This is a genomic window from Sphingomonas sp. Leaf20, assembly GCF_001421535.1.
Taxonomy (GTDB): Bacteria; Pseudomonadota; Alphaproteobacteria; order Sphingomonadales; family Sphingomonadaceae; genus Sphingomonas.
The window spans coordinates 696,423-722,017 of sequence record NZ_LMKN01000008.1 but is presented as its reverse complement, the minus strand read 5'-3'; the positions used below and the strand labels follow the sequence as shown (position 1 = coordinate 722,017).

Here is a 25,595-nt window from a genome sequence, read left to right as displayed (position 1 = left end):
CGATCGCGTTCGCGGGTCACACCAGCGTCGTCGCCAGCGTCCACCACCCCCGGGCCGCTGCCCCAGCGGCGGCGGCATCGCGCGCCGCGATCGTATCGAACACGGCAAAGCAGGTCGCGCCCGAGCCCGACATCCGCGCCAACACCACGCCGTCAGCCGCGTCGAGAAGGGATCGCACCTCCGCAATCACCGGTGCGAGCGCGATCGCGGGTAGCTCGAGGTCGTTGCGGCTTGCACGCGCACGCGAAAGCAGATCGCCCTCGGGGATCGGTCCGCGGTCGCGCCCATCCCAGGCGCCGAAGACCGTCGCGGTAGAGACCGCGACGCCGGGATTGACCAGCAGCAAGGGGGTTCCGGCCAGCCCGGCGAGTTCGACCAGGACCTCGCCCTTGCCGACGCCCAGCGTCGTACGGCTGACCAGGCAGGCCGGCACGTCCGCACCGAGGCGGGCGGCGATCTCGTGGAGGCGCGTGTCGGTTGCCGCGATACCGTGAAGCCGGGCGAGCGCGCGAAGCGCCGCCGCCGCATCCGCCGATCCGCCACCGATGCCCGAAGCGATCGGAAGATGCTTGTCGAGGATGATCGCGTGGCGCGCATCGATGGCGAACATGGCGCCGAACGCGTCGGCGGCCGCAGTGACGAGGTTCCCGTGCCAAGGGGCGTTCCCGGACGTTTCCCGGGCAGCGGCGTGCGCGTGCGTTTCGTGGACGTCCGACCCGCCAGGCGTGAGAAGCGCCGCAGCAAACGGCCCGACGATCGTGAAGCTGTCGGTCTGAGCGATCTCGACGGTCACGCGATCACCGTCCGCGGCGAAGGCGAACAGCGTCTCGAGGTCGTGATAGCCATCGGGCCGGCGCGCGCGGACGTGGAGCGCCAGGTTGATCTTGGCGGGCGCGGGTTCAACGATCATGGTCATCGTCGCGCCGCTCCGGGCAGGCCATTCGCGATCTTGTCGGCGATACGCGTCATGTCCTTGGCCTCCGCGGTCAGGCTGGCCGCGCGCCAGGCATAGCGTGCCTCGTAGCGCCGTCCGACGGTCCAATAGGCATCGCCGAGATGATCGCTGATCTCCATGCTGGTCGGTTCAGCCTGCGCGGCCCGTTCGAGCAGCGGGAGCGCGCGCGGGGTCCTGCCCGACAGGTGATACGCCCATCCGAGCGAGTCGGTGATCGACGCATTTTGCGGGTCGAGCCGGCTGGCACGCTCGAGCATGCCGGTCGATGCCGCGATGTCGTCGCCATGCTCGATCTGCGCAAACCCCAGATAATTCAGCGCGAGCGGTTCGGTCGGCGCCTGCGCGACCGCCCTTGCGAGCGCAACGCGGGCCTCGGGCCACCGCCCCGCCTGATCGAGCGCGCCACCATATTGCAGCCACGCGCTCCACGTCGCGTCGTTCGCCGCGACCACCTTGCCGTACCACCGCGCCGCCGCGACGGGATCGTTCGTCGTTACAAGCAGGTCGGCATAGCGTTGCCAGTCCGCGACAGCCGCCGTCTTCGCCTCCGCGCGCGCCGACGCCAGTGCCAGCGCTTCGGGTTCGCGGTCCGCATTCAGCAGGATATCGATCCGCTGGTTCATCGCGGCATCGGCGAACGCCCCTTTCGGATCGACGCCGTCGAGCACCGCGAGCGCACGATCGACGATCGCGTTCCGCGCAAGCCCAGCCGCCAGAACGACGCGGTTGCGATCGAAACCGGGATCGGCGAGCAAGGCAGCCTGTGCCAGTGCGACGGACAGCGGCGAGGGTTCGCCGCCGACGAGATCCCCCGCCAGGCGTCCCAACAGCCGCGAGACGCCGATCGCAAGCGCCTGCTTGCGGGGCGCGTTGGCGAGCAGCGCGCGCGTTTCGGCAGCAAAACGGTTGGCGACCGGGTCCCTTGCCGCGGTCGCCAGGGCGGGCGTCGGATCCTGCCCCTCCGCGTGCGCGATCCACCCATAGAGCGAGGGCGCCAGCACGACGAGCGGTCCCTTGGCCAGCGTAGCGACCGCTGCGCTCGCGGCGCTGGCGTTTCCTTTGCGCGCCGCCTCCGCGAGCGGGAACAGCGCGGCGTCGGCAGGCGCCACCCCGGCCGCATTCAGAACGCGCGCCGCGCGATCCACCAGCGCCATGTCGCCCGCCTCGATCCCCTCGCGATACGCGCGGATCGCGAGAACCGGATCAGCGGGATCCGCCGCGAGCGCCTGTGCATAGGCCGCCACCGCGACATCGACCCGGCCATCGGCATCGGCGGCACGCGCCTGGAGATAGGCCGACAAGTCGCTCGTCCCCGCCATGGCGGCGCTGGGCGCCATGCCGATGACGAGACCGAGCAACAGGCGTTTACATATTGGGATAGTTCGGGCCTCCACCGCCTTCGGGGACCACCCAGTTGATGTTCTGGGTGGGGTCCTTGATGTCGCAGGTCTTGCAGTGGACGCAGTTCTGCGCGTTGATGACGAACTTGGGGTCGCCGGTCTCTTCGCCCACCACCTCGTAAACGCCAGCCGGGCAATAGCGTTGCGCCGGCTCGTCGTACAACGGAAGGTTGTACGCGATCGGAACCGACGGGTCCTTCAGCGTCAGATGGACCGGCTGGTCCTCCTCGTGATTGGTGTTCGAGATGAACACCGAGGACAGGCGATCGAAGGTCAGCACGCCGTCCGCCTTGGGATAGACGATCGGCTTGACCAGGTCCTTGCGCCACAGGCTCTCGTGGTCGGGATGGTGATGCAGCGTGAACGGCACCTTCAAGCCCCAATGCTCGAGCCACATCGTCACGCCCGCAAGCCCCGACCCAAGGAAGTCCCCGAACTTCTTGACGAGCGGCACGACGTTGCGAACGACCGACAGCTCCTTCTTGACCCAGCTCTGCTCGAACGCCTGCGGATACGCCGCCAGCTCGTCGTGGCCACGCTGCGACACGATCGCATCGACCGCGGCCTCGGCCGCCATCATGCCCGACTTCATCGCGGTGTGCGTGCCCTTGATCCGCGGCACGTTGAGGAAGCCGGCGCTGTCGCCGATCAGCGCCGCGCCCGGCATCACGAGCTTGGGAATCGACTGCAGCCCGCCATCGCTGATCGCGCGCGCGCCGTAGCTGACGCGCTTGGCGCCCTTGAGTAGCGCGGCGATCTCGGGGTGAGTCTTCCAGCGCTGCATCTCGTGGAACGGCGAGAGGTGCGGGTTGGTGTAGTTGAGCCACGTCACGAAGCCGATCGAGACCTGGCCATTCGCCTGGTGATAGATCCAGCCGCCGCCGTTCGAGCCGTCGGTCTCGGTCAGCGGCCAGCCCTGCGTGTGGATGACGCGACCGGGCGAATGGAGCGCGGGATCGATGTCCCACAATTCCTTGATGCCGAGACCATAGACCTGCGGGTCGCTGTCCTTGGCGAGATCGAACTTGGCGATCAGCTGCTTGGTCAGGTGCCCGCGGCAGCCCTCGGAGAAGAAGGTGTATTTGGCGTGCAGTTCGAGCCCGGGCGTATAGTCGCCCTTGTGCGTACCGTCGCGCGCGACACCCATGTCGCCGGTCGCGACGCCCTTCACCGATCCGTCGTCGTTGAACAGGATCTCGGCGGCGGCGAAGCCCGGGAAGATCTCGACGCCGAGCTCCTCCGCCTTGCCCGCCATCCAGCGGCACAGGTTGCCGAGGCTGCCGGTATAGGTGCCCTTGTTGTGCATGAACGACGGCGTGACGAAGTGCGGCATCTCGCTCTTCTTCGTCTTGCTGAGGATCCAGTGATGGTTCTCGGTCACCGGCACTTCCGCCAGCGGGCAGCCGTCCTCGCGCCAGTCGGGGAGCAGTTCGTCGAGGCTCTTTGGGTCGATGACCGCGCCCGAGAGGATGTGCGCGCCGACCTCCGAGCCCTTTTCGAGCACGCAGACCGAGATGTCCGCGTCCTTCTCGGCTGCCAGCTGTTTCAGACGGATCGCTGCCGAGAGGCCGGCCGGACCAGCGCCGACGATCACCACGTCGTAGGGCATCGATTCACGTGTCGTCATCATCGTCTCCCGGGGGATTTCCCCTGATTGCCCGGCATCCTGGCCGTCGCGCTCGTTCGGGCTCGGGCCGGCACCGTCTTGTCCATGTCTTGTTCGTTTAGGCGATTGCGCGAGTTGACCGCCACGTCAACTCCACAGCATAGGGTAAATGGTGGGGGCGGACCGAAACTTCGACTGGCAAAATGCCGTGCTGAGCACCCTCGATTGGTGGCAGGAAGCGGGTGTCGACACGCTCGTCGACGATGCGCCGCGCGACTGGTTCGCCGCACCGCAGGCCCCGACGCCATCGATACCGGCGGCTGCCGTTCCCGTCATCGCGCCATCGTCGATGCCGCACGCGCTCGCCGATTTCCTGACGTGGCGAAATGGTCCGGACGTTCCCGAGGCGAGCTGGGGCGGCATATCGCTGACCGCGGCAGGCCCGGCTGACGCTACGGTCATGGTGCTTGTCGACTGCCCCGATCGCGACGATTGCGACGAGACGGGGGGCGGCGCGCTGTTGAGTGGTGCGTCCGGCCGGTTGCTCGACCGGATGCTCGCGGCCATCGGGCTGACGCGTTCGGAGGTCCATCTCGCGTCGGTCTGCGCGAAGCGCCCGACCGCCGGACGGATCCAGCGCGAGGTCGAGGATCGGCTTGCCGAGATTGCCAAGCATCATATCGAGCTGATCGCGCCCCCCCGGCTGCTTCTGCTGGGGAATGCGGCGAGCCGTGCCATCCTCGGGATGGAATTGCAGGCAGCGCGCGGGCGTTTAAACGACTTTAACCATAAGACCGGAGAGACGGGGGTCGTTGCCAGCTTTCATCCGCGCTTCCTGATGGAAAAGCCGGCGGCAAAGGCAGAAGCCTGGAAGGACTTACAGATGCTAATGGCGGCAAAAGCGGCATGACCCGGACATTTGCAAGGGTGCTGCGCCATGGCGCGCTGCTCGGCGGTGTCGCGCTGACGATCCCGGCCTGGACTGCGCCAGCGACGGCCGCCCCCGCGGCGGTCGCCCCCGTCGATACCGGCGCGGCCGATGCCGGTGCCGACGCCCGGCTGATCGGTGCGCCGACGCTCGAACAGATTCCCGACCAGCTCGATGCCGAGCAGCGCGGCGCCTATCGCCAGGTCTTCGCCGCGATCCGCGACGGCAAGTGGACCGATGCGCAGATCCAGCTCGACACGATGAAGCCCGGTCCGCTGCACGCGATCGCGCGCGCCGAGATGTACACCGCCAAGGGCTCCCCCAGGGTCGAGCTGGAGCCGCTGGTCGCGCTGCTCAACGAAGCGCCCGAATTGCCCGAGGCCGAGCAGGTCGCACGTCTCGCCTCGCTGCGGGGTGCGGTCGGCCTCCCCCCCCTGCCCGTCGCCCAGCGATTGATCTGGCAGGACGGTGCACCGCGCCGCGTCCGCGCGAAGAGCCTCAAGGGCGACCTGATCGCAGCCGATCTCGCGCTCAAGATGCAGCCTTACGTCAAGGCGGACATGGGCCGCGAGGCGCAGTCGCTGCTCGACAGCACGGTCGGGCTTACGCCGGAGGCGCTGACCGAGTGGCAGCAGAAGATCTCGTGGATCTATTTCCTGCAGGGTGACGATGCCAATGCGCGCGTCATGGCTGCCAAGGCGCAGGACGGCGTCGGCGAATGGGCCGTGCAGGCCCGCTGGGTCGGCGCGTTGTCCGCTTGGCGCCAGAACGACTGCGCGAGCGCCGGCGCGGGATTCGAAGGCGTCGCAGCGCGCGCGGGCGATGTCGATCTGCGCGCCGCCGCGCTCTACTGGACGGCACGGTCGGACATGGTCTGCGGACGGCCCGACAAGATCGAGGGCCGGCTGAAGACCGCGGCGCAGTTCAGCGAAAGCTTCTACGGACAGCTCGCGCGACAGCAACTCGCGATGAAGGACAAGGGCACCCGCGTCGGCGGCGTCGTTGCCAGCGACTGGAACGTCGTCGGCAAGCGCCCCAATGTCCGTGTCGCCGCGGCACTGGTCGAGGTCGGCGAGACCGACCTGGCAGACACCGTCATCCGCCAGCAGGCGAAGATCGGCGATCCGCGCGAGTTCGCGCATCTGGTCCGCGTCGCCGAGGCGCTGAGCCTGCCGGCGACGACGGTGTGGCTCGCCCATAACTGCCCGCAAGGGGTCACCTCGACCGCCGAAGCACGCTACCCCACCCCGAACTGGACGCCCGACAGCGGCTGGCGCGTCGAGAAGGCGCTGGTCTATGCGCACACGCTCGAAGAATCGCGCTTCCGCAACTCGGTGCGCAGCCCGGCCGGCGCATATGGCCTCATGCAGATCATGCCCGCCGCCGCGACCGACTTCGCGCGCGAACGCGGCACCTCGATCGACCTCAAGGCGCTGACCAAGCCGTCGACCAACATGGATATCGGCCAGCGCCATCTCGAGCGCCTGCGCGATATGGCAGGCGTGACCGGCGGCCTGCTGCCCAAGGTGATCGCCGCGTATAACGCCGGGCCGCGGCCCGTCGGCGACTGGAACGCGATCGTCCATGATAACGGCGATCCGCTGCTCTATATCGAGAGCATTCCCTATTGGGAGACGCGCGGATACGTGACGACGGTGCTGCGCAATTACTGGATGTACGAAGCGCAGGGCGGCAAGAAGGCGTCGACCAGCCGGACCGCGCTGTCGCAGGGCATGTGGCCACGCTTTCCCGGCCTGCCCGGCGCGGTCGCGGTGCGCATGAATGCCACGCCGAACCGCCGCGCGAGCGCAAGCACTGCCACTTTGGGCAACGCCATGCAGCCGAACATCGCGGTCAACGCGCGCGTCGGGATGCAGTCGACCACCGTCACGCGGGCCGACTGAACGCCATGCCGATCGACGAAAGCCGGACCTTCCTCCCGGTCCGCATCGCCGTGCTGACCGTATCGGATACGCGCGGGCTGGCCGAAGACCGCTCCGGCGACACGCTGGTCGCGCGCCTTGCCGAGGCGGGACACATCCTCGCCGACCGCCGGATCGAGAAGGACGATGTCGACACGATCGTCGCGCGACTCCATGCCTGGATCGAGGATCCCGAGGTCGACTGCGTCATCACGACCGGCGGCACCGGCGTCACCGGGCGCGACGTCACGCCCGAGGCGATCGAACGGGTCGCCGAGAAGATGATCCCGGGCTTCGGCGAGCTCTTCCGCATGTTGAGCTACAAGACGATCGGCACCTCGACCGTGCAGTCGCGCGCCTGTGCATGCGTTGCGCACGGAACCTACATCTTCGCCCTGCCCGGATCGACGGGAGCGGTGAAGGATGGATGGGACGGTATCCTGCGCGATCAACTCGACAGCCGCCACCGGCCCTGCAACTTCGTCGAACTGATGCCGCGCCTGCTCGAACGCTAGATCGCGGTCACGCCGGATCGCTCGGTTTTGCCGCGCGGATCAGGTCAGTCAGCTGGCGGTTGATCGAGGCGCCATGGAGATGGAGGTGCACCGCCTCATACCCCTCGCGACGAAGCCGCTGGCGCAGCGCGTTGATCGACTCGCACTCGCCCGATCGCGCCAGTTCGAACGCCCGTTCCATCGTCGTCATGTTTTCCGCCATGGCCTCGCCTACGCGCAATCATGGCGGAGTGCGAGCATGCAAAGGACCGGTACGGCACAGATTGCTGCAAAGCCCTGATTATTGGCGTTAACGTCGTATCAGGATTAACGCAGGATAGGTGACCCGAGACGGTCCGGCCATGGGGGACGGACCGGACGGGAAATCACTGTCATGCGCACCACTCACCTGCTCGCCCTGTTGACCGCCGGAACGCTCGCGGCACCGGTCGCCGCGCAGTCCTATGACGGCGTTCCACTCGATTCGCGCGGCAATCCGGCGAGCCTTGTATCGGGGCTGCGCGTCGAACCGCGGATCGGGTATGAGCGGGTCATCGCCGAGTTGAACACCGAGACGGCCACCGACTCGAACAGCGTCCGCGAGGCGAAGAGCGGCGTAACTTATGGCGGCGAGGTCGGGTACGATGCGCAGGTCGGCAGCGACACCGTATTGGGCGTCTATGCCGGCATCGAGGGATCGAGCGCGAAGACCTGTGCGAGCGACCTGTTCTTTCCCGACAACGGCGATCGTACCTGCCTCGCGACCGATCGCAACCTGACCGTCGGCGCACGCGGAGGCTATCTGTTGTCGCAGACGACGTTCCTGTACATCAAGGGTGGGTTTTCGCGCGGGCGTCTCGAGCTGCGCAACACGAATGCGGCCGTTCCCGCGAATAACTTTTCCGAGAAGGATTCGCTCAGCGGCTTCCACGCCGGCGCCGGATTGCAGACCAGCTTCTCGCCGCGCTTCTATGGCAAGGTCGAATATGTCTACACCGACTATAACGGGTATGAGACGTTCGACGGCGTGACCAAGACCAGCCTTGACTTCAGCCGTCACCAGGTGAACGCAGGCTTCGGCGTCCGCTTCTGATCCACAAGACGAGACGGGCGGCGTCGATGCTGCCCGTCTCGTTCTTTATTTGTTCCAGGCGGTCTGCTATCATCCGGGGATGACCAAACCGCGTCCCGTTCGCGGTGCGACGCTCAACGGCGAAAGCACGCGCTTCAATCTGCCGCAGACCGAGGCCGATGGCGACTGGCTGGATGCGCGCACGGACGTCGACGGGGTCGTCCCGCGATTGCGCACGACGGTGACCGTGGAGCGCGCGCGGACGATCATATCGCGCAACGCCTCCCCCGACGTACCGTTCGACCGCTCGATCAATCCCTATCGCGGCTGCGAGCATGGCTGCATCTATTGTTTCGCGCGACCCAGTCATGCGTTCCACGATTTATCGCCGGGGCTCGATTTCGAAACGCGATTGTTTGCCAAACCCGACGCGGCCGAACTGCTGCGGGCCGAGCTCGGCAAGCCGGGCTATGCGGCGCGGCCGATGGCGCTCGGGACCAATACCGATCCGTATCAACCGATCGAGGCGGATTGGCGGATCACGCGCAGCATTCTCGAAGTGCTCGCGGAAACCGACCACCCGGTGACGATCACGACGAAGTCGGATCGCGTGGTTCGCGACATCGATCTGCTCGCACCGATGGCCGCCAAGCGTCTCGCGACGGTGGCGATGTCGATTACCTCGCTCGACCCCAAGGTCGCCGCGACGATCGAGCCGCGCGCTCCGCATCCCGAACGTCGGCTGAAAGCCGTGCGAACGCTCGCCGATGCCGGGATTCCGGTGTTCGTGTCGATATCGCCCGTCATCCCAGCGATCACCGATCACGAAATCGAGCATCTGCTGGCGCGTGCCGCCGAGGCGGGCGCGACGTTCGCCTTCTTCATTCCCGTACGGCTGCCGTGGGAAGTCGCGCCGCTGTTTCGCGCATGGCTCGACGAGCATTTTCCCGATCGTGCGGGTAAGGTGATGGCGACGATCCAGTCGATCCGCGGCGGGCGCGACAATGACCCGGGCTTCGGCACGCGGATGAAGGGCCAGGGACCCTGGGCGGATCTGCTACAGACCCGGTTCGCGATCGCCTGCCGCAAGCACGGGCTCAATACCGATAGGATCGGATTGCGGAGCGACCTGTTCCGTCCACCCCGCGGGCCGCAAGGCGACCTGTTTGCATAACCCGGTCGCGACGATACGACGTGTGCTTATCCGTGCGTCACGAGCCTGAGGCCGTCGGGCGCTATGTCGACCCCCAGTCCGCGGTAATCGACGACGCTGGTATATTCCGCGGCGACGGTGGATGCGGCGCCGTGCGTCGCAGTGATAGCCAGCACGTCGGAGCCCGCCGCCGTCGCCGCCGCGAAACCCGCCGCCGCGTCTTCGAACACCAGGCAATCCGCCGGTGCAACGCCGAGCCGTTTTGCGCCAAGCATGAAACAGTCCGGTGCCGGTTTGCCGGTCGTGACGTCTTCCGCTGCGATCATCCCCGTCGGGACCGACAGACCAGCGGCGCGCAGGCGACACTCGGCAAGCGCACGTGGGGCCGACGTCACGATCGTCCAGCGTTCGGACGGCAGCTGCGCGAGGAACGCCGCGGCGCCCGCGATCGGCGAGATATCCGCCACGTCCTCCATCTCCGCCGCGGTGATGGCCGCTGCCTCTGCGACGGGATCGACGCCCGGCAGGTTCAGTCGCCTGATCGTCTCGACCGACCGGACACCATGGATCGTCGGCAGAAAGGTGGCGACGTCGAGCCCGTGCGCGATCGCCCACCGCGTCCAGCATCGCTCCGCCGAGGCGATCGACGTCAGGATGGTACCATCCATGTCGAACAGAAACGCCTGGTACCGTCGCGTGGGGATCATGGGGACGCTCATATGTGAAAAGACCGATAGGGCACAAAGAAAAGGCCGTCCCGGTTTCCCGGAACGGCCTGTATTCACGTATCAGGTGAAGCTTAGATGTCGTCGCCGAGTGCGCCCTTGACGCTGCCCTTGACATTCTGCGCAGTACCCTTGGCCTGCTGTGCTTCGCCTTCTGCTACCAGACGGTCGTTGTCAGTCGCCTTGCCGACGGCTTCCTTGACGTTGCCGGCGACCTTGTTGCCTGCTGCTGCGACCTTGTCGGTGAATTCGCCCATCAGAGCCTCCATCTGTTTCGCGACACGCCAGTCGTGCCGCTCTGAACTTGTGAAGGTATAACGGTCATGTTTACCGGCGGTTCCGTGACGTCTGCGTCATGAGGTCGCCATCAGATCAGCCCGGCCAGCGGGCTCGACGGATCGGCATAGCGTCGCTGCCCCATCCGGCCGGCACGGTAGGCGAGCCGCCCGGACTCAACCGCGGCCTTCATCGCCGCCGCCATCATCAGCGGATCCTTCGCCTCGGCGATCGCGGTGTTCATCAGCACGCCGTCGCAACCGAGTTCCATCGCCACCGCCGCATCCGACGCGGTGCCGACGCCCGCATCGACGAGAACGGGCACGCCTGCCCCCTCGACGATCAGCCGGATCGTCACGCGGTTCTGGATCCCCAGCCCCGAGCCGATCGGCGCGCCCAGCGGCATGATCGCGACCGCACCCGCATTCTCGAGCCGCTTCGTCGCGATCGGATCATCGACGCAATAGACCATCGGCTTGAAGCCCTCGTTGGCGAGCACTTCGGTCGCGCGCAGCGTCTCGACCATGTCGGGGTAGAGCGTCTTCGCCTCACCGAGCACCTCGAGCTTCACCAGGTCCCAGCCCCCCGCCTCACGCGCCAGCCGCAGCGTGCGGATCGCCGATTCGGCATCGAAACAGCCCGCGGTGTTGGGCAGGTAGGTGATCTTCTTCGGATCGATGAAGTCGGTCAGCATCGGCGCGTTGCGATCCGACACGTTGACGCGGCGGACGGCGACGGTGACGATCTCCGCGCCCGACGCCTCGACGGCGGCCGCGTTCTGCGCGAAATCCTTGTACTTCCCGGTCCCGACGATCAGTCGCGAGCGGAATGTCTGCCCGGCGACCGTCCAGCTATCCGCGTCGATCGCTGCGACATGATCGCCGCCGCCCACGAAATGCACGATCTCGAGATCGTCGCCATCCTCGACCATCACCTCGGCCAGCGTCGAGCGCGGCACGACTTCCATGTTGCGTTCGACCGCGATCTTCTCGGGAATGAGTCCCAGTTCGGTCGCAAGCCCGGCAAGGCTGAGGCCGGCGGAGACCCGCTTGTGCTCGCCGTTCACGGTGATCGAGACGGTGCCGTCGGAGTGGGGCATGCAGAGTTTTCCGTTCGTTTCGACCGAAGTCGGGAAACCACCCGTCCGCTGCCGGTCTCATGTCTCGACTTCGCTCGACACGAACGGGTAAGGGAGGTGCATATAGGGGGTGGTTCGATGCCCCTGCAACCAGGAGCAGCCCTTGCCCGCGACAGTCTTCGTCCTGAACGGCCCCAACCTCAACCTGCTGGGCACGCGCGAGCCGGAGATCTACGGCGACGAGACGCTCGACGACATCGCCGGCCAGCTCGAAGATCGCGCGCGCGAGCTCGACCTGACGATCGACATGCGCCAGTCGAATCACGAAGGGCATCTCGTCGACTGGATCCAGGAAGCGCAGGCGCGCGGCGCGAAGGCCGTCATCCTCAACGCCGGCGCGTTCACGCACACCTCGGTCGCGGTCCATGACGCGATCAAGGGCGTCAAGACGCCGGTGATCGAAGTGCATCTTTCCAATCCCCACGCACGTGAATCGTTCAGGCATGTAAGCCTGGTCGGGCAAGCGTCGAAGGGTACGATCGCGGGTTTCGGCGCGCTTTCGTATCTGCTCGCGCTTGAAGCCGTCGCACGGTTCTGACAGGAGGCCCCGCCATGACCGATACACCAGAAACAACAGGCGCAATGCAGGTCGATGTGACCCTGGTGCGCCAGCTCGCCGAACTGCTCGACACCACGCAGCTGACCGAGATCGAGGTCGAGGACGGCTCGCGCCGGATCCGCGTCGCGCGCAAGGCCGCACAGGCTGCGCCCGTTGCGCATTACGCGCCCGCCCCCGCCGCGCCCGCCGTCTCCGCACCGCTGGCGATCCCGCAGGCCGAAGTCGGCGCCTCCGCCCCGGCAATCAGCGCGAGCGCGGTCAAGTCGCCGATGGTCGGCACCGTCTATCTCGCCGCCAACCCCGAGGCGAAGCCGTTCTCGACCGTCGGCCAGAAGGTCAATGCGGGCGACACGCTGTTGATCATCGAGGCGATGAAGGTGATGAACACGATCGTCGCGCCCTCGGCCGGCACGGTCACCGCGATTCTCGTCGAGAACGGCCAGCCGGTCGAATTCGACCAGCCGCTGGTCGTGGTCGAATAATGAAGCAAATCAAGAAGCTGCTCATTGCGAACCGCGGCGAGATCGCGCTGCGGATCCACCGTGCCTGCCATGAGATGGGCATCAAGACGGTGGCGGTCCACTCGACCGCCGACGCCGACGCGATGCACGTGCGGCTCGCGGACGAGGCTATCTGCATCGGACCGCCGTCGGCCACCGACAGCTATCTGAACATCCCTAACATCATCTCGGCGGCCGAGATCAGCGGCGCGGACGCGATCCATCCGGGATACGGCTTTCTTAGCGAGAACGCGCAGTTCGCCGAGATCGTCGAACTGCACAACATCCTGTTCGTCGGGCCGAAGCCCGAGCATATCCGCACGATGGGCGACAAGGTTCAAGCCAAGCGCACCGCGGGCGCGCTCGGGCTGCCGCTCGTCCCCGGCTCGGACGGCGCGATCAGCGACATCGCCGAGGCCAAGCGGATCGCCGACGAGATCGGTTATCCGGTGATCATCAAGGCCGCGTCGGGCGGCGGCGGCCGCGGCATGAAGGTCGTCAGCGACGCCGAAGACCTCGAGACGCAGATGCAGCAGGCCGGCAGCGAGGCGAAGGCCGCGTTCGGCGACGCCACCGTCTACATGGAAAAATACCTCGGCAATCCGCGGCATATCGAATTCCAGATCTTCGGCGACGGCGAAGGCAACGCGATCCATCTCGGCGAGCGCGACTGCTCGCTCCAGCGCCGCCACCAGAAGGTGCTCGAGGAAGCGCCTTCGCCGATCATTACCGCGGAAGAGCGCGAACGGATGGGCGGGATCGTCGCCAAGGCGATGGCCGACATGGGTTATCGCGGCGCGGGGACGATCGAGTTCCTCTGGGAAGCAGGTGAGTTCTACTTCATCGAGATGAACACCCGGCTCCAGGTCGAGCATCCGGTGACCGAGATGATCACCGGCCTCGATCTCGTGCGCGAACAGATCCGCATCGCCGAGGGGCATCCGCTGACGCTGCGCCAGGAAGACGTGCAGTTCCGCGGGCATGCAATCGAATGCCGCATCAACGCCGAGGATCCGCGCACCTTCGCGCCGTCGCCGGGGCTGGTGAAGCTCTATCATGCGCCCGGCGGGATGCATGTCCGCGTCGATAGCGGGCTTTATGCCGGCTACCGCGTGCCGCCTTATTACGACTCGATGGTCGCCAAGCTGATCGTCTACGGCGCGACGCGTCAGGGCGCGCTGCGGCGGTTGCGGCGTGCGCTCGAGGAAATGGTGATCGAGGGCGTCACGACGACGATTCCCCTGCACCGTGCACTGCTCGACGATCCCGAGTTCCAGGAAGGCGCGTATACGATCAAGTGGCTGGAAGAGTGGCTCGCCAAGCAGGGGGCGTAAGCGGTCCTGCTTCCTAGAGTGTTCTCCCGCCTTCGCGGGAGAACAAGAAGCGGGCGTGACGCCTGTTCTGGCGGGGTGAGTTCGATAATGACGGAGCATTCGTGAAGGCGACGATCTACCACAACCCACGCTGCTCCAAGTCGCGCGAGGCGCTCGCGCTGCTGCAGGATGCCGGCGCGGACGTCACGATCGTCGAATATCTCAAGACTCCCCCGTCGCGCGCTGAACTCCTCCGGCTCTACGACCGCGCGGGACTGACGCCGCGTCAGGGTCTGCGCATGGCGGAAGATGGCGCCAAGGCGGTCAAGCACGGCGATGCCGAGGCGATCCTCGACGCGATGATGATCGATCCGCTGCTGATCGAGCGTCCGCTGGTCGAGACCGACAAGGGCGTCCGGCTCGGACGGCCCATCGCACGGCTGCACGAAATCCTGTGATTGCTGCCCCTGCATCGTGCACATCCGTTCCGGATGCTGTATTTTCGGGCAGGGTTTCGAGATGAATCGGTCGTTGCCCGAGGCGGCGACGACTGGCACGCTTGGTGCAAGGCGCCCTGTAGGGCGTTGGTTTCAACGACAATCGGGGGCGTACCTGTGAAAAAGATCGAAGCCATCATCAAGCCGTTCAAGCTTGATGAGGTGAAGGAAGCGCTGCACGAGATCGGCGTGAGCGGCATTACCGTGACCGAGGCCAAGGGCTTTGGCCGGCAGAAGGGCCATACCGAGCTGTATCGTGGCGCCGAATATGTCGTCGACTTCCTGCCCAAGGTGAAACTCGAGGTCGTCGTCGAGGACGGTCTGGCGCAGCGCGTCGTCGAGGCGATTGCCGCGGCCGCGCAGACCGGCCGGATCGGCGACGGCAAGATCTTCGTGATCCCGGTCGAGAGCGCGCTGCGCATCCGTACCGGCGAGCGCGACGACGACGCGATCTAACCGCCTCCCTGACACCGACTTCATTTGACGCGGCGCAACAATCTGTGGAAATAGCGCGCTGCGCCGCACTATCATTTCCGGCATACGTGCCGACCTATCGAGCAAAGAGGGCTTAGCATCATGGCAAATTCGGCCAACGACGTCCTGAAGATGATCAAGGACCAGGAGATCGAGTGGGTCGATCTGCGCTTCACCGATCCCAAGGGCAAGTGGCAGCATCTGACGATGGTCGCCAGCCTGATCGGCGAAGACGAGCTGACCGACGGCCTGATGTTCGACGGCTCGTCGATCGAGGGCTGGAAGGCGATCAACGAGAGCGACATGACGCTCAAGCCCGATCTCGACGCGGTCTATGTCGATCCGTTCTCGGCGACGCCGATGATGATCCTGATCTGCGACATCAGCGATCCGTCGACCGGCGAGCTGTACGCGCGCGATCCGCGCTCGACCGCCAAGCGCGCCGAGGCGTATCTGCTGACGACCGGCGTCGGCGACACCGTCTATGTCGGCCCCGAAGCCGAATTCTTCATGTTCGACGACGTCCGTTTCGAGAACAGCTATTCGACCAGCTATTACAAGATCGACGACATCGAGCTGCCGGGCAATTCGGGTCGCGAATATGAAGGCGGCAACCTCGGCCACCGTCCGCGCGCCAAGGGCGGCTATTTCCCGGTCGCCCCGGTCGACAGCGCCGTCGACATCCGCGGCGAGATGGTCTCGACGATGATCGAGATGGGCCTGCCCTGCGACAAGCATCACCATGAGGTCGCGGCCGCGCAGCATGAGCTGGGCCTGACCTTCGGCACGCTGACGCAGACCGCAGATCGCATGCAGATCTACAAGTACGTCGTCCACCAGGTCGCGCATGCGTACGGCAAGACGGCGACGTTCATGCCCAAGCCGATCAAGGAGGACAACGGCTCGGGGATGCACACGCACTTCTCGATCTGGGACGGCAAGACGCCGCTGTTCGCAGGCAACGGCTATGCGGGCCTCAGCGACATGTGCCTGTATTTCATCGGCGGCATCATCAAGCACGCCAAGGCGGTCAACGCGTTCACCAACCCGTCGACCAACAGCTACAAGCGTCTCGTCCCCGGTTACGAAGCGCCGGTGCTGCTCGCCTATTCGGCACGCAACCGCTCGGCCTCGTGCCGTATTCCGTACGGCACCGGCCCCAAGGCGAAGCGCGTCGAAGTGCGGTTCCCCGATGCGCTCGCCAACCCGTACCTCGCTTATGCGGCGCTGATGATGGCGGGCATGGACGGCATCCTGAACAAGATCCATCCGGGCGAGGCGATGGACAAGAACCTGTACGACCTGCCGCCGGCAGAGCTCGCACAGGTCCCGACCGTCGCGGGGTCGCTCCGCGAGGCGCTCGAATGCCTGCTCGCGGATCACGACTTCCTGCTCAGGGGCGACGTATTCTCGAAGGACCAGATCGAGAGCTATGTCGAGATCAAATATGCCGAGGTCGCGCGTTGGGAAATGACGCCAAGCCCGGTCGAGTATGACATGTACTACAGCGGCTGAGCCGTGCGGGCCGCACGGCGGTGCGCGCGAGCGCACAGCCGCTGTCGGCCGGCGTCGCGAACAGCGACGGCCGACGACGTGGCTTTGCCACGGCGCTGACATAGAAAAGGGCGTCCGGAGCAATCCGGGCGCCCTCTTTCGTTGACGTACTCTGCAACGTCCCCCCGGCGGGAGAGGCTTAAACGAGCCCAAACACCAAGATCGTGTGTCCCCGCGAAGGCGGGGACCCAGTCTGGGCTCCCGCCTTCGCGGGAGAACAGGATTGCAGCGGGCTCAGGCCAGCAGCACGCTGCTCCCGACCGTCTCGCCCGCCTCGAGCGCCCGGTGCGCCTCGGCAACCTCCTCCAGCGCGAAGGTCTGGCCGATCTCGGGCTTGAACGCGCCCTGCGCGAGCATCGCGAAGACTCGGTCGACCATCGCCTGCCGGTGCTCGGCATAATCGAACAGCGTCGGGCGCGTCACGAACAGCGACCCCTTGGCCGCGAGCACGCCGAGATTGACGCCGTCCACCACGCCCCCCGCATTGCCATAGCTGACGATCAGCCCGCGCTTCGCCGCGCTGTCGAGCGATGCGGTCCACGTCGCGCCACCGACGCCGTCGAGCACCACGGGGACGCCCTTCCCACCGGTGATCTCGCGCACCCGCGCTGCAATGTCCTCGGACCGGTGAAGGATGACGTGATCGGCCCCCGCCTTGCGCGTCCGCTCGGCCTTCGCCTCGCTGCCGACGCTCGCAATCACGGTGGCGCCGATCGCCTTCAGCCAGCCAACCAAGATATGCCCGACGCCGCCCGCGGCAGCATGGACGAGCACCGTCTGCCCCGCCTCGACGCGCGCGCAGCGTTCGATGAGGAACTCCGCGGTGCAGCCCTTGAGCAGGATCGCGGCCGCGGTGCGGTCATCGAGCGTGTCGGGCAGGTGGAAAAGCTCGGCCGCGGGCACGTTGCGCTCGGTGGCGTAGGCCCCGCGCGTCGGACCGAACGTGCCGACGCGGTCGCCCGCAGCGAATTCCGTGACGCCCGCGCCCACCGCCATCACCACGCCGACCGCCTCGCTGCCGAGCCCCGAGGGCAGCGCCACCGGATAGACGCCGCTGCGATGATAGGTGTCGATATAGTTCAGCCCGACCGCGGTGTTGCGCATCCACACCTCGCCCTTGCCCGGCGCGGGCAGCTCGTCGTCGTCCCACTGGATCACCTCGGGGCCGCCGGTCGTCCTGATTGTCGCTACGCGTGCCATGCCCGTCTCCTGTTGATCCTGCCCCCTAACTAGGCGCCGCGTTTCGGGTTGCAACCGCCCGGCCCGACGCCCATTCCTTCAGCAAACACGATGCGGAGAGGCATGATGAAGAGCTATCTGAAGCAGTATATCGACGGCGCCTGGGTCGACAGCGACGGTGGTCGCACCCACCAGGTCATCGACCCCTCGACCGAACAGCCCTGTACCGAGATCACGCTCGGCACCGCGGCCGATGTCGACAAGGCGGTCGCCGCCGCGCGTGCCGCGTTCGACAGCTGGAGCCAGACGAGCGTTCAGGAGCGGCTCGAAATGCTCGGCCGGATCATGACCGAATACAAGGCACGGATGCCCGATCTGGCCAAGGCGATGTCGCAGGAGATGGGCGCACCGATGGCGCTCGCGTCGATGGCGCAGGCCCCGACCGGCCTCGCGCATTTCTCCGCGACCGCCAAGGCGCTGGCCGCGTTCGCATTCTCCGAAGTCATCGGCAAGGCGACCGTCGTGCACGAGCCGCTCGGCGTCGTCGCGATGATCACGCCGTGGAACTGGCCGCTCAACCAGATCTGCGCGAAGGTCGCGCCCGCGCTGGCGGCAGGCGACACGATGATCCTGAAGCCGTCCGAGGAGGCGCCGTCCTGCGCGATCATCCTCGCCGAGATCATAGATGCGGCCGGCGTCCCCGCGGGGGTGTTCAACCTCGTCAACGGCGATGGTCCCGGCGTCGGCGCGGCGCTGTCGAGCCACCGCGACGTCGACATGGTCAGCTTCACCGGCTCGACGCGCGCGGGCATCGCGGTGGCGCAGGCAGCCGCACCGACCGTCAAGCGCGTCCATCAGGAGCTGGGCGGCAAGGCAGCGAACCTCGTGCTCGAGGGCGCCGATCTCGCCAGCGTGCTGCCGCCGACGGTGGCGGGCGTGCTCGCCAATTCGGGGCAGAGCTGCATCGCGCCGACGCGGCTGCTGGTCCATGCCAGCCAGGTCGCCGAGGCCACCGCGATCGTGAAGGCGATGATGGAGCAGACCAGGGTCGGCGACCCCGCCGAGATGGGCCAGCATATCGGCCCGGTCGTCAACAAGGCGCAGTTCGACAAGATCCAGGGGTTGATCCAGTCGGCGATCGACGAGGGTGCGACGCTGGTGACCGGCGGCGTGGGGCGTCCCGACGGGCGCAACGCGGGCTATTACATCCAGCCGACCTTGTTCGCCGATGTCCGCCCCGACATGCGGATCGCGCAGGAAGAAACGTTCGGCCCGGTCGCGACGATCACCGCCTATGCCGACCAGGACGAGGGCATCCGCATCGCCAACGCGACCGAATACGGGCTGTCCGCGACGATCTCGGGTGATCCCGCCGCCGCCGCGAAGGTCGCGCCGAAACTGCGCGCCGGGCTCGTCACGATCAATTCTTGGAGCCCCGACATCGGCGCGCCGTTCGGTGGCTACAAGCAATCGGGCAATGGTCGCGAGAATGGCCGCTACGGGCTGACCGACTTCATGGAGGTCAAGACCGTCGTCGGCCTGCCGAGCTGACATCTGTGCCGTGAAGCGCCTGCGCCACGCCGGGGGCAGGCGCTTCACGGGCAGCGGGCGCAGCGGTCAATAGTCGCGCGACACGCGCACGTTCGCGCTCTGCCGGCCGAGTGTCGAGATGCTCGACAGAAGCGAGAGCCAGCGCGTGACCTGGAATTCCACCTGGGTCGCGCTGTACCCCTGCCCATCGGTCACGATCTCCGCATAGAGCCGTCGCGTGACGTATTTGCCCGCGGCGATCGACGTCCCCTGCCCGGTCTGCGGATCGGCCGGCAGGATGCGCAGACGGTCGAGCCCGGCGGCGCGCCGGACCGCGTTGATCGGATTGATGCCATTGCCACCGTCCTGCAACGCCGCCACCGCGGCAGCGAGCTGCAAGGCCTCGGGCGCCGACAGGTTGGTGATCGACGTGCCGAACAGCAGCCGTGACAGCAGTTCGTCCTGCGGCAAGGCGGGGGTGCTGGTAAACCCGATCTCGGGTTTGAGCGCATAGCCCGTCACCCGGATGGACGCGTTCAGTCCAGTGGAATCCGCATTGGCCTCGATGTCGAGCGCAGGGTTGGCGGGCACGCCGCCGTCGAAGCGGATCACCCCGCGCGCGAGCTCGAACTCGCGGCCGGCGAATTCATAGTCCCCCCGGATCAGCGTCGCCCGCCCGGTGATCGCCGGATTTTGTGGCTGCCCCGCAATCTGCAGGTTGGCGGACCATTCGCTTGTCAGACCGAGGCCGCTGACCATCACCTGGTTGGGCGCGCGCGCCTTGATCGCCAGCGTCCAGGGCTGGGTCGGGGCCGCGACCTCCTCGCCGCCATCGGGGAGGTTGATCTCGCGGATGTTGAGCTGCGGAACCGCGCTCGACGCGGTCGCCTGCCCGAGCCGGTAGCGGCTCTTGTTCATGACCACGTCTCCGGCGATCACCCCGCCGCGGCCATCGGACGTGAAGGTCAGCGGTCCGCTGACGGTCGCGCCGATATCGTCGCGGTTGATCATCACCGCATTGTCGGCCAGCAACCGCAGATCGATGCCAAGGCCGTTTCTGGCGGCGAAGTCGAATCCGCCCGTGCCCGTGACGCGCCCGCCCTTGCCCGCATCGGCCGCGAAGCGATCGATGACCAGGCGCGAGCCACCGAACCGTCCCGTCGCCTGCACGTTCGACAGGATCGTCCCCGTCGTGCCGCTCTCGATCCTCGCATTGGTCGCGCGAACGACACCGCGAATGACGGGATTGTCGAGCGTACCGGCGACGTCCGCCCCGATCGCGACCGGCCCCGACAGATCGAACAGCTCGACCCCCGTCAACCGCCAGAGCGTATCGGCGGGGCCGCTGTAGCGCACCTGCCCGAACAGCCGCGCCGCGCTGATCCGTGTCGCCAGATCCCCCGCACCGAGCGGCGACAGCTGCGCCTGCGCACGCCCGATCGTCTTGCCGGCGGACGCGACGACGGCGCGCAACCCCAGCTTGTCGGGCGAGAGCAGCGCGGCGATGCCGACGTCGATCGGCTGCGACGACAGCACCAGCCCGGCGCGGCTCAACCCGCGGATCGTCAGGTCCGCCTTGCCGGTCGGTGCCGCACCATTTGCGGTGACGATGCTGAAACTGCCCGAGGCGAGCCCGCCAAGGCCTAGTCCCGGATAGCCGATATCCATGATCGCCAGCGGCATTCGCGTCAGGCTCGCATCGATTGCGGTCGTCGCGGCGGTAAACCGTCCCCCGACCATCGCCTCCCCGCCCGAAAAGCTCAGCCGAGTCGGTGCAAGCCGCCACCCGTCGCCGTCGCGCGTCACGATCGCCGGTGACAGGAGTTTGAGCGGGCGGCGATCGAGCGTTCCCTGTGCGGCGATGCTGTAGCTGTCCGCGGTGACCTGCGTGACGCTCTGGATATCGAAACCGCGACCCCGCGACCCCGCGATCGACGCCCTGATCTGTCCGACGCCCCCGCGCAGCGACGCCGTACCGCCGAGCCGCGCGATGCTCAGCTTGCCCCGCCGCAACCCCTGCGCGGTCACCTTCGCCTCGATCGACATTCCTGCGGGATCGAGCACCGTCACGAGGTCGAGGTGACCGCGACTGAGCGTCCAGCCCGCGAGCGCGCCGGTACGGGCATCGAGATGCGCCTCGATCCGTTGATCGTCGCCGACCGGACGGAACAGCAATTCGCCGGACAGGCCGCCGCCGCCGACCGCGAGCCGGCCGTTGAAGCCGCCAGCGACGATCGCGAGGTTGCCGGTAGCGCGGGTCCCGCTGACGTCGAGCGCGCCGATCGCGATCGTCGCTCCGGCGCCGCGTGGCAGCAGGATCGCGCCATTCGCGGTGAACGGTCCGAGTCGCGACCCGCCTGCCGCATTGAACGCATAGCCCTGGGCCGTCGGATCGAGATGCGCGCGGACGTTCGACAGGCCGAGCGTCGCATTGGGCTGCGCGAAGACGAGGTCGAGCGTCGGCCGGTCGATCCTGCCGTCGAGCGTCAGCGTCACCGCGCCATAGGTCTGCTGCCGCCCGCCGCCTTCAAAATGGAAGCTGCCGTCGCGACGCCGGTATCCGTTGCCGCGAAGCTGGATCTGCGGGGCAACGAGAACGAGATCGGTGAAGTGGAGGATGCCGTCGGCTGTCCGCTCGAGCTTTGCGGTAAGCCGCGGGAGTCCCCCCGCCAGGCTCCGGAAAAAGGCGTTGTCGAGGCGTATCATCTGCGCCGAACCCTGTCCGACGACGCGCGTGCCCCTGCCATTGGGGCCGGGCACCACGCGCAGGTCGGACTTGACGTCGACGATGCCGAGCCCCGGGATCAGATAGCGCCCGAGCGTTCCGTTCACCCCGACCTCGAACCGTCCGGTCCGCAGGTCCAGTTGCAGGTTGATCCGTCCGTTGAGCTTGTCGGATCGCAGCACGAGGTCGTCGCCGGTGAGCAGCGCGGGGGTGATCCGGAAGCGTCCATCGACCGACAGGTTGCGCAGGATGCCGCCCGCGACATCGCCCACCCCCGTCACGCGCGCCGCGGTAAAGCGGATCGGGACGATCACGGGCGCGGCGGACAACCGCCCCTTGCCCGCCGCGCGCGCGCGCTCGAACCCGGTTTTGTCGAAGGCGATACGCTCGGCGTCGATGCGATAATCGAAGCTGGCGGTCGCGAACGGACCGTCGAGGATCGTTCGGACTTCGATCGCACGGCCACTCATCGTTCCGATCAGCGCCGATGGCTGTAGCAGCCGTGCCTTGATCCGCACGTCGCGGAACGCGTTCGCGCCGAGATCGACAATGCCCGTCGTGTCGATCGCCAGCGCGCGCGACCGCACCGAAATCTGTCCATCGATCCGCCGCCGTTCGAAGGTGGCCGCACCGTTCACGCGAATTCGCGGCGCGGTCAGGCGCTGGAGCCGCCCGGTCAGTATCGCGGACGGCGCAAGCGTACCCGACAAGCCATAACGGCCGCGGGTCTGCTCGAGCGCGAGGTCGATGACATCCGTCCCACCCGCCCGGCCCCTGGCGCGTCCGGTCCAGCGTGCCCAGCTGCCGTCACCGGTAACGTCGAGGACGACGCTGCGCCGGACGCCTGCCATGCGGGCGAGAACCCCGTCCGCGGCCCCCTGCGCCGATACGTCGATGTCGAAGCGATCGCGCGCGGGTTCCGCGTCAATCCGCAACTTCACCCGATCGCTCCCGGCAACGCGTGCCGCGAGATCGACCAGCGCGCGCCCGGACCGGATGTCGGCGCGCCCATCGAGCCGCGCAACGCGCCGGGTGCCGAGCACGCCACGCGCGAGGGTCAGCTGTCCCACCGAAAGCCGGGCGATGCGGATATCGAAATCGGGCAGGATCGGCGTGTGCGTGCGCGACGGGCGCGTCCGCGGCGTGTGCAGCAGCGCCGCCCGATCGATCGCCAGACGATCGATATCGAGCGTGTTGGAGAACCAGCGGAACGGGGACCAGTCGAGCGCGACACGCGGCGCCTCGAACACCAGCCCGTCGAGATCGTAGACGCGGAGGTCGACCAGCCGCGTGTTCGAATAGAGCGAGCCGTCGATCCGCCCGACGGTGAACCGCAGCCCGTTCGCGGTGCGGATGTCGCCGATCCGGTTCGCGACATAGCGATGCCCGATATCCGTATCGACGACGAGCAGCGCGGTCGCGACGATCGCCAGCAGCGCGATGATCGCCCCGACCAGCCACCGCCACCAGCGGATGCCGCGCGTGCGCGGCGCCGCCGCGGCTGGCGTTTCCGCCTGGTCCTGCGCGTCCATCAGAATGCCTGCCCGAGCGACACGTAGACGGCGATCCGGCTGTCACCAGGCTGCGGATTGATCGGCGTCCCGACATCGAGCCTGATCGGTCCGAAGTTCGAATAATAGCGCACGCCGATCCCGGTGCCATATTGCAGGCCGGTGAATTTGGGCAGCGGCGAGGTATAGATATTGCCGGCGTCGAGGAACGGCACGACACCGAAATTGCCGAACGCCTTGACGCGGGCCTCGATCGAGAATTCGGTCAGGCTGCGGCCTCCGATCGGGTCGTTGTTGGGGTCGCGTGGGCCGATCGACTGATAGCCATAGCCGCGTACCGATGCGCCGCCGCCTGCATAGAAGCGCCGCGACGGCGCCACCTCGTCGCGCGGTGCCCCCACGATCGTCCCGAGACGCGTGCGCCCGGCGATGACGATCCCGTCCCGCACCGTATGGTACACGCTGGCATCGACCTGCGTCCGGGCATAGCCGAACACCGAGCCCTGGAACGATGCCTCGGGACTGAGCCGGCCACCAAGCCGGAACCCGCGCGTCGGGTTGAGCAGGTCGTTGGACCCGTCATAGTTCAGGCTGGTCGGGAGCGCGCCGATGAAGAAGGTCCGCCGCCTCGGGTCACCCGTCGTGACGATCACGTCGCGCTCGTCCGAGGCGACCAGTTCGGCACCGAGCGACCAGGTCCAGGTTTTCTGAAAGAAGATGTTCGTCTGCCGCTCGACGCTGCCGGCGAGCGTGAAGGTGCGCGCGTCGAAGGCGTCGCGATTGATGTGCACCGCCGAAACCTGCGCGGTCAGCACGCGGTCGCGCGCATGAAAATTGTTGCGGCGATAGACGATCGACCCGAGTTGCTCCTGCGTCCCGATCACGCTGCGCAGCGTCAGCGCACCCTCGGGCGGAAACAGGTTGCGGTGCGTCCAGCTGACCTCCGCGCGCGCGCCCTCCCCCGTGCCGTAGCCCAGTTCACCCGCGATGGTATGCGGGGGCGCGGGGTCCAGCTTGACGCCGATATCGACGCTGTCCGCACGCGCGCCGGCGATCGGCCTGACCTCGACCGAGGATACCAGGCTCGTCTGCACCAGCGCGCGACGCAGGTCGTCGAGGTCGTTCGCATCATAGGGCTGGCCGGGCGAGAATCGCGCGATCTCCTGGACATGGCCGGCGTCGAACACGCGGTTCCCGGGCAACGCGACGATCCGGCCGAACCGCTTGGCACCGCCGGGAACCACCGACAGGTCGAGCGTTGCGGTCCTGGTGGCATGGTCGACCACGATCGCCGAGTCGCCGACCTTGGCGAACGGAAAGCCCTCGCGCCCGATCTGCGTCGTCAGTTGCGCCTCGCCGGCCACGATCGCGTCCGAATTGACCGGGTCATCGGCCTTGACCCCGAACGCCTTGGCGAGTGCCGGTGCCTTGTCCCCGGCCGCCGCGAGCCCGTCGATCGTGACGCCCTTGAAGACATAGCGCGTACCGGGTTCCGCGGAGACGATCACGAGCGGCTTGGCGCCGGGTTCAACCCGCGTCGACACGCGCGCATCGTAATAGCCCTCCGCGCGAAGCAGGCTGTTGAGCAGATCGGCGTCCTCACGCGCACGCCGGTCGAGCTGCGCGGCATTCGCGACCTCGCCGTCATTGGCGTTGAGCGTCGACAATTGCCTGAAGCGCAGTTTCAACAGCGTGTTGTCGATGCCGTCGATACCGTCGAGTCGCCACACATAGCGCGCCTCGGCCACCGCATCGGTGGTCGTTGCGATCGTCACCGGATCCGCGGGCGACGCCGCAAGGTCGGGCCACGCCACGCCGATATCGGGCATCGCGTCGAGCGGCGCATTCGGATCGAGCGCAACCTGTCCCGCCGGATCCTGCACCTGTGCGCTGCCGGCGGGCGTGCCCGTGGCCGTGGCCGTGGCCGTGGCCGTGGCCGGTACCGCGTCGCGCGCCGACGCCGCTGTCTGCGCGACCGCAACGGACGTCGCGGTGAAACCGGGTACGACAAGGATGGCGGTGGCCGTGCCGAGCCGGACCCACCCGAAGCGGAACACCATGACCGCGTCCTAGCCGGGCTTCCG

The 25,595-nt window shown here is 67.1% G+C and carries 22 protein-coding genes; 12 read left to right on the top strand and 10 right to left on the bottom strand.

Annotation, left to right across the window (positions count from 1 at the left end; all coding sequences use genetic code 11):
* Positions 1-16: 16 nt before the first annotated feature.
* The 3 genes from ASE72_RS11585 to ASE72_RS11575 are packed head-to-tail and all read right to left on the bottom strand — an operon-like array spanning position 17 to position 3,982.
* Positions 17-910: a 4-(cytidine 5'-diphospho)-2-C-methyl-D-erythritol kinase gene (locus ASE72_RS11585; RefSeq protein WP_056021087.1), complete on the bottom strand. Its 894-nt coding sequence runs from the start codon at positions 908-910 to the stop codon at positions 17-19.
* A 2-nt stretch (positions 911-912) separates the two neighbouring features.
* The gene (locus ASE72_RS11580) at positions 913-2,313 is read right to left on the bottom strand and encodes a tetratricopeptide repeat protein (RefSeq protein WP_056021084.1); all 1,401 of its coding nucleotides are present in this window, start codon (positions 2,311-2,313) and stop codon (positions 913-915) included.
* Positions 2,314-2,320: 7 nt separating this feature from the next.
* On the bottom strand, positions 2,321-3,982 hold the full coding sequence (locus ASE72_RS11575; RefSeq protein WP_056022236.1) for an electron transfer flavoprotein-ubiquinone oxidoreductase: 1,662 nt from the start codon (positions 3,980-3,982) through the stop codon (positions 2,321-2,323).
* 187 nt (positions 3,983-4,169) lie between these two features.
* On the opposite strand from ASE72_RS11575, the gene ASE72_RS11570 reads away from it, so the two are divergent.
* Genes ASE72_RS11570 through moaB form a run of 3 tightly spaced genes read left to right on the top strand, consistent with a single transcriptional unit; the run spans position 4,170 to position 7,326 of the window.
* Positions 4,170-4,871 carry a uracil-DNA glycosylase gene (locus tag ASE72_RS11570; RefSeq protein WP_327196472.1) on the top strand — a complete coding sequence of 234 codons (702 nt, stop codon included), beginning with the start codon at positions 4,170-4,172 and terminating at the stop codon, positions 4,869-4,871.
* Entirely contained in the window at positions 4,868-6,793 is a 1,926-nt protein-coding gene (locus tag ASE72_RS11565; RefSeq protein ID WP_056021081.1) for a lytic transglycosylase domain-containing protein, read from the top strand. Before ASE72_RS11570 ends, ASE72_RS11565 begins: the two co-directional genes overlap by 4 nt.
* 5 nt (positions 6,794-6,798) lie before the next feature.
* Positions 6,799-7,326, top strand: coding sequence for a molybdenum cofactor biosynthesis protein B (gene moaB / locus ASE72_RS11560; RefSeq protein WP_056021078.1), 528 nt, complete (start codon positions 6,799-6,801; stop codon positions 7,324-7,326).
* Positions 7,327-7,333: 7 nt separating this feature from the next.
* On the opposite strand, the gene ASE72_RS11555 is transcribed toward moaB, so the two are convergent.
* Positions 7,334-7,528: a hypothetical protein gene (locus ASE72_RS11555; RefSeq protein ID WP_056021075.1), complete on the bottom strand. Its 195-nt coding sequence runs from the start codon at positions 7,526-7,528 to the stop codon at positions 7,334-7,336.
* 171 nt (positions 7,529-7,699) lie between these two features.
* On the opposite strand from ASE72_RS11555, the gene ASE72_RS11550 reads away from it, so the two are divergent.
* A complete protein-coding gene (locus ASE72_RS11550; protein ID WP_056021072.1) occupies positions 7,700-8,398 on the top strand; it encodes an outer membrane protein in 699 nt (232 codons plus the stop codon).
* Positions 8,399-8,477: 79 nt separating this feature from the next.
* Positions 8,478-9,551 (top strand): PA0069 family radical SAM protein, encoded by a 1,074-nt coding sequence (locus ASE72_RS11545; RefSeq protein WP_056022231.1) that lies wholly within the window; start codon positions 8,478-8,480, stop codon positions 9,549-9,551.
* A gap of 26 nt (positions 9,552-9,577) precedes the next feature.
* On the opposite strand, the gene ASE72_RS11540 is transcribed toward ASE72_RS11545, so the two are convergent.
* The 3 genes from ASE72_RS11540 to thiS all read right to left on the bottom strand — a co-directional run bounded on the left by ASE72_RS11540 (position 9,578) and on the right by thiS (position 11,630).
* The gene (locus ASE72_RS11540; protein WP_235532330.1) at positions 9,578-10,237 is read right to left on the bottom strand and encodes an HAD-IA family hydrolase; all 660 of its coding nucleotides are present in this window, start codon (positions 10,235-10,237) and stop codon (positions 9,578-9,580) included.
* 92 nt (positions 10,238-10,329) lie between these two features.
* The gene (locus ASE72_RS11535; protein ID WP_055875955.1) at positions 10,330-10,512 is read right to left on the bottom strand and encodes a CsbD family protein; all 183 of its coding nucleotides are present in this window, start codon (positions 10,510-10,512) and stop codon (positions 10,330-10,332) included.
* A gap of 110 nt (positions 10,513-10,622) precedes the next feature.
* Positions 10,623-11,630: a sulfur carrier protein ThiS gene (gene thiS / locus ASE72_RS11530; protein ID WP_082445950.1), complete on the bottom strand. Its 1,008-nt coding sequence runs from the start codon at positions 11,628-11,630 to the stop codon at positions 10,623-10,625.
* A gap of 142 nt (positions 11,631-11,772) precedes the next feature.
* Between thiS and aroQ the strand changes: the two genes are divergently transcribed.
* The 6 genes from aroQ to glnA all read left to right on the top strand — a co-directional run bounded on the left by aroQ (position 11,773) and on the right by glnA (position 16,527).
* Complete coding sequence (gene aroQ / locus ASE72_RS11525; protein WP_056021066.1) at positions 11,773-12,207, top strand: type II 3-dehydroquinate dehydratase; 435 nt, start codon at positions 11,773-11,775, stop codon at positions 12,205-12,207.
* Positions 12,208-12,221: 14 nt separating this feature from the next.
* Positions 12,222-12,710 (top strand): acetyl-CoA carboxylase biotin carboxyl carrier protein, encoded by a 489-nt coding sequence (gene accB / locus ASE72_RS11520; RefSeq protein WP_037527677.1) that lies wholly within the window; start codon positions 12,222-12,224, stop codon positions 12,708-12,710.
* The gene (gene accC / locus ASE72_RS11515; RefSeq protein ID WP_056021063.1) at positions 12,710-14,062 is read left to right on the top strand and encodes an acetyl-CoA carboxylase biotin carboxylase subunit; all 1,353 of its coding nucleotides are present in this window, start codon (positions 12,710-12,712) and stop codon (positions 14,060-14,062) included. Before accB ends, accC begins: the two co-directional genes overlap by 1 nt.
* A gap of 101 nt (positions 14,063-14,163) precedes the next feature.
* Positions 14,164-14,499: an arsenate reductase family protein gene (locus ASE72_RS11510; protein WP_056021060.1), complete on the top strand. Its 336-nt coding sequence runs from the start codon at positions 14,164-14,166 to the stop codon at positions 14,497-14,499.
* Positions 14,500-14,655: 156 nt separating this feature from the next.
* Positions 14,656-14,994, top strand: a complete 339-nt coding sequence (locus tag ASE72_RS11505; protein WP_055875939.1) for a P-II family nitrogen regulator — start codon at positions 14,656-14,658, stop codon at positions 14,992-14,994.
* A 120-nt stretch (positions 14,995-15,114) separates the two neighbouring features.
* Complete coding sequence (glnA, locus tag ASE72_RS11500) at positions 15,115-16,527, top strand: type I glutamate--ammonia ligase (RefSeq protein ID WP_056021057.1); 1,413 nt, start codon at positions 15,115-15,117, stop codon at positions 16,525-16,527.
* A 273-nt stretch (positions 16,528-16,800) separates the two neighbouring features.
* Here glnA and ASE72_RS11495 read toward each other — a convergent pair whose 3' ends face one another.
* On the bottom strand, positions 16,801-17,766 hold the full coding sequence (locus ASE72_RS11495) for a quinone oxidoreductase family protein (RefSeq protein ID WP_056021055.1): 966 nt from the start codon (positions 17,764-17,766) through the stop codon (positions 16,801-16,803).
* 105 nt (positions 17,767-17,871) lie between these two features.
* Here ASE72_RS11495 and ASE72_RS11490 point away from each other — a divergent pair, with 105 nt between their 5' ends.
* Complete coding sequence (locus ASE72_RS11490) at positions 17,872-19,296, top strand: aldehyde dehydrogenase family protein (RefSeq protein WP_056022226.1); 1,425 nt, start codon at positions 17,872-17,874, stop codon at positions 19,294-19,296.
* 66 nt (positions 19,297-19,362) lie between these two features.
* On the opposite strand, the gene ASE72_RS11485 is transcribed toward ASE72_RS11490, so the two are convergent.
* Entirely contained in the window at positions 19,363-23,532 is a 4,170-nt protein-coding gene (locus tag ASE72_RS11485; RefSeq protein ID WP_082445949.1) for a translocation/assembly module TamB domain-containing protein, read from the bottom strand.
* Complete coding sequence (locus ASE72_RS11480) at positions 23,532-25,571, bottom strand: autotransporter assembly complex protein TamA (RefSeq protein WP_056021052.1); 2,040 nt, start codon at positions 25,569-25,571, stop codon at positions 23,532-23,534. Before ASE72_RS11480 ends, ASE72_RS11485 begins: the two co-directional genes overlap by 1 nt.
* Positions 25,572-25,595: the final 24 nt, after the last annotated feature.

Excerpts from the sequence above, each read along its gene's own strand:
- moaB (WP_056021078.1), top strand. The coding sequence starts at position 6,799 with ATGCCGATCGACGAAAGCCGGACCTTCCTCCCGGTCCGCATCGCCGTG.
- ASE72_RS11555 (WP_056021075.1), bottom strand. The coding sequence starts at position 7,528 with ATGGCGGAAAACATGACGACGATGGAACGGGCGTTCGAACTGGCGCGA.
- ASE72_RS11490 (WP_056022226.1), top strand. The coding sequence starts at position 17,872 with ATGAAGAGCTATCTGAAGCAGTATATCGACGGCGCCTGGGTCGACAGC.
- ASE72_RS11575 (WP_056022236.1), bottom strand. The coding sequence starts at position 3,982 with ATGACGACACGTGAATCGATGCCCTACGACGTGGTGATCGTCGGCGCT.
- glnA (WP_056021057.1), top strand. The coding sequence starts at position 15,115 with ATGGCAAATTCGGCCAACGACGTCCTGAAGATGATCAAGGACCAGGAG.
- ASE72_RS11550 (WP_056021072.1), top strand. The coding sequence starts at position 7,700 with ATGCGCACCACTCACCTGCTCGCCCTGTTGACCGCCGGAACGCTCGCG.
- ASE72_RS11545 (WP_056022231.1), top strand. The coding sequence starts at position 8,478 with ATGACCAAACCGCGTCCCGTTCGCGGTGCGACGCTCAACGGCGAAAGC.
- accC (WP_056021063.1), top strand. The coding sequence starts at position 12,710 with ATGAAGCAAATCAAGAAGCTGCTCATTGCGAACCGCGGCGAGATCGCG.
- ASE72_RS11485 (WP_082445949.1), bottom strand. The coding sequence starts at position 23,532 with ATGGACGCGCAGGACCAGGCGGAAACGCCAGCCGCGGCGGCGCCGCGC.
- ASE72_RS11565 (WP_056021081.1), top strand. The coding sequence starts at position 4,868 with ATGACCCGGACATTTGCAAGGGTGCTGCGCCATGGCGCGCTGCTCGGC.
- accB (WP_037527677.1), top strand. The coding sequence starts at position 12,222 with ATGACCGATACACCAGAAACAACAGGCGCAATGCAGGTCGATGTGACC.
- ASE72_RS11585 (WP_056021087.1), bottom strand. The coding sequence starts at position 910 with ATGATCGTTGAACCCGCGCCCGCCAAGATCAACCTGGCGCTCCACGTC.
- ASE72_RS11480 (WP_056021052.1), bottom strand. The coding sequence starts at position 25,571 with ATGGTGTTCCGCTTCGGGTGGGTCCGGCTCGGCACGGCCACCGCCATC.
- ASE72_RS11495 (WP_056021055.1), bottom strand. The coding sequence starts at position 17,766 with ATGGCACGCGTAGCGACAATCAGGACGACCGGCGGCCCCGAGGTGATC.
- thiS (WP_082445950.1), bottom strand. The coding sequence starts at position 11,630 with ATGCCCCACTCCGACGGCACCGTCTCGATCACCGTGAACGGCGAGCAC.
- ASE72_RS11540 (WP_235532330.1), bottom strand. The coding sequence starts at position 10,237 with ATGATCCCCACGCGACGGTACCAGGCGTTTCTGTTCGACATGGATGGT.
- ASE72_RS11535 (WP_055875955.1), bottom strand. The coding sequence starts at position 10,512 with ATGGGCGAATTCACCGACAAGGTCGCAGCAGCAGGCAACAAGGTCGCC.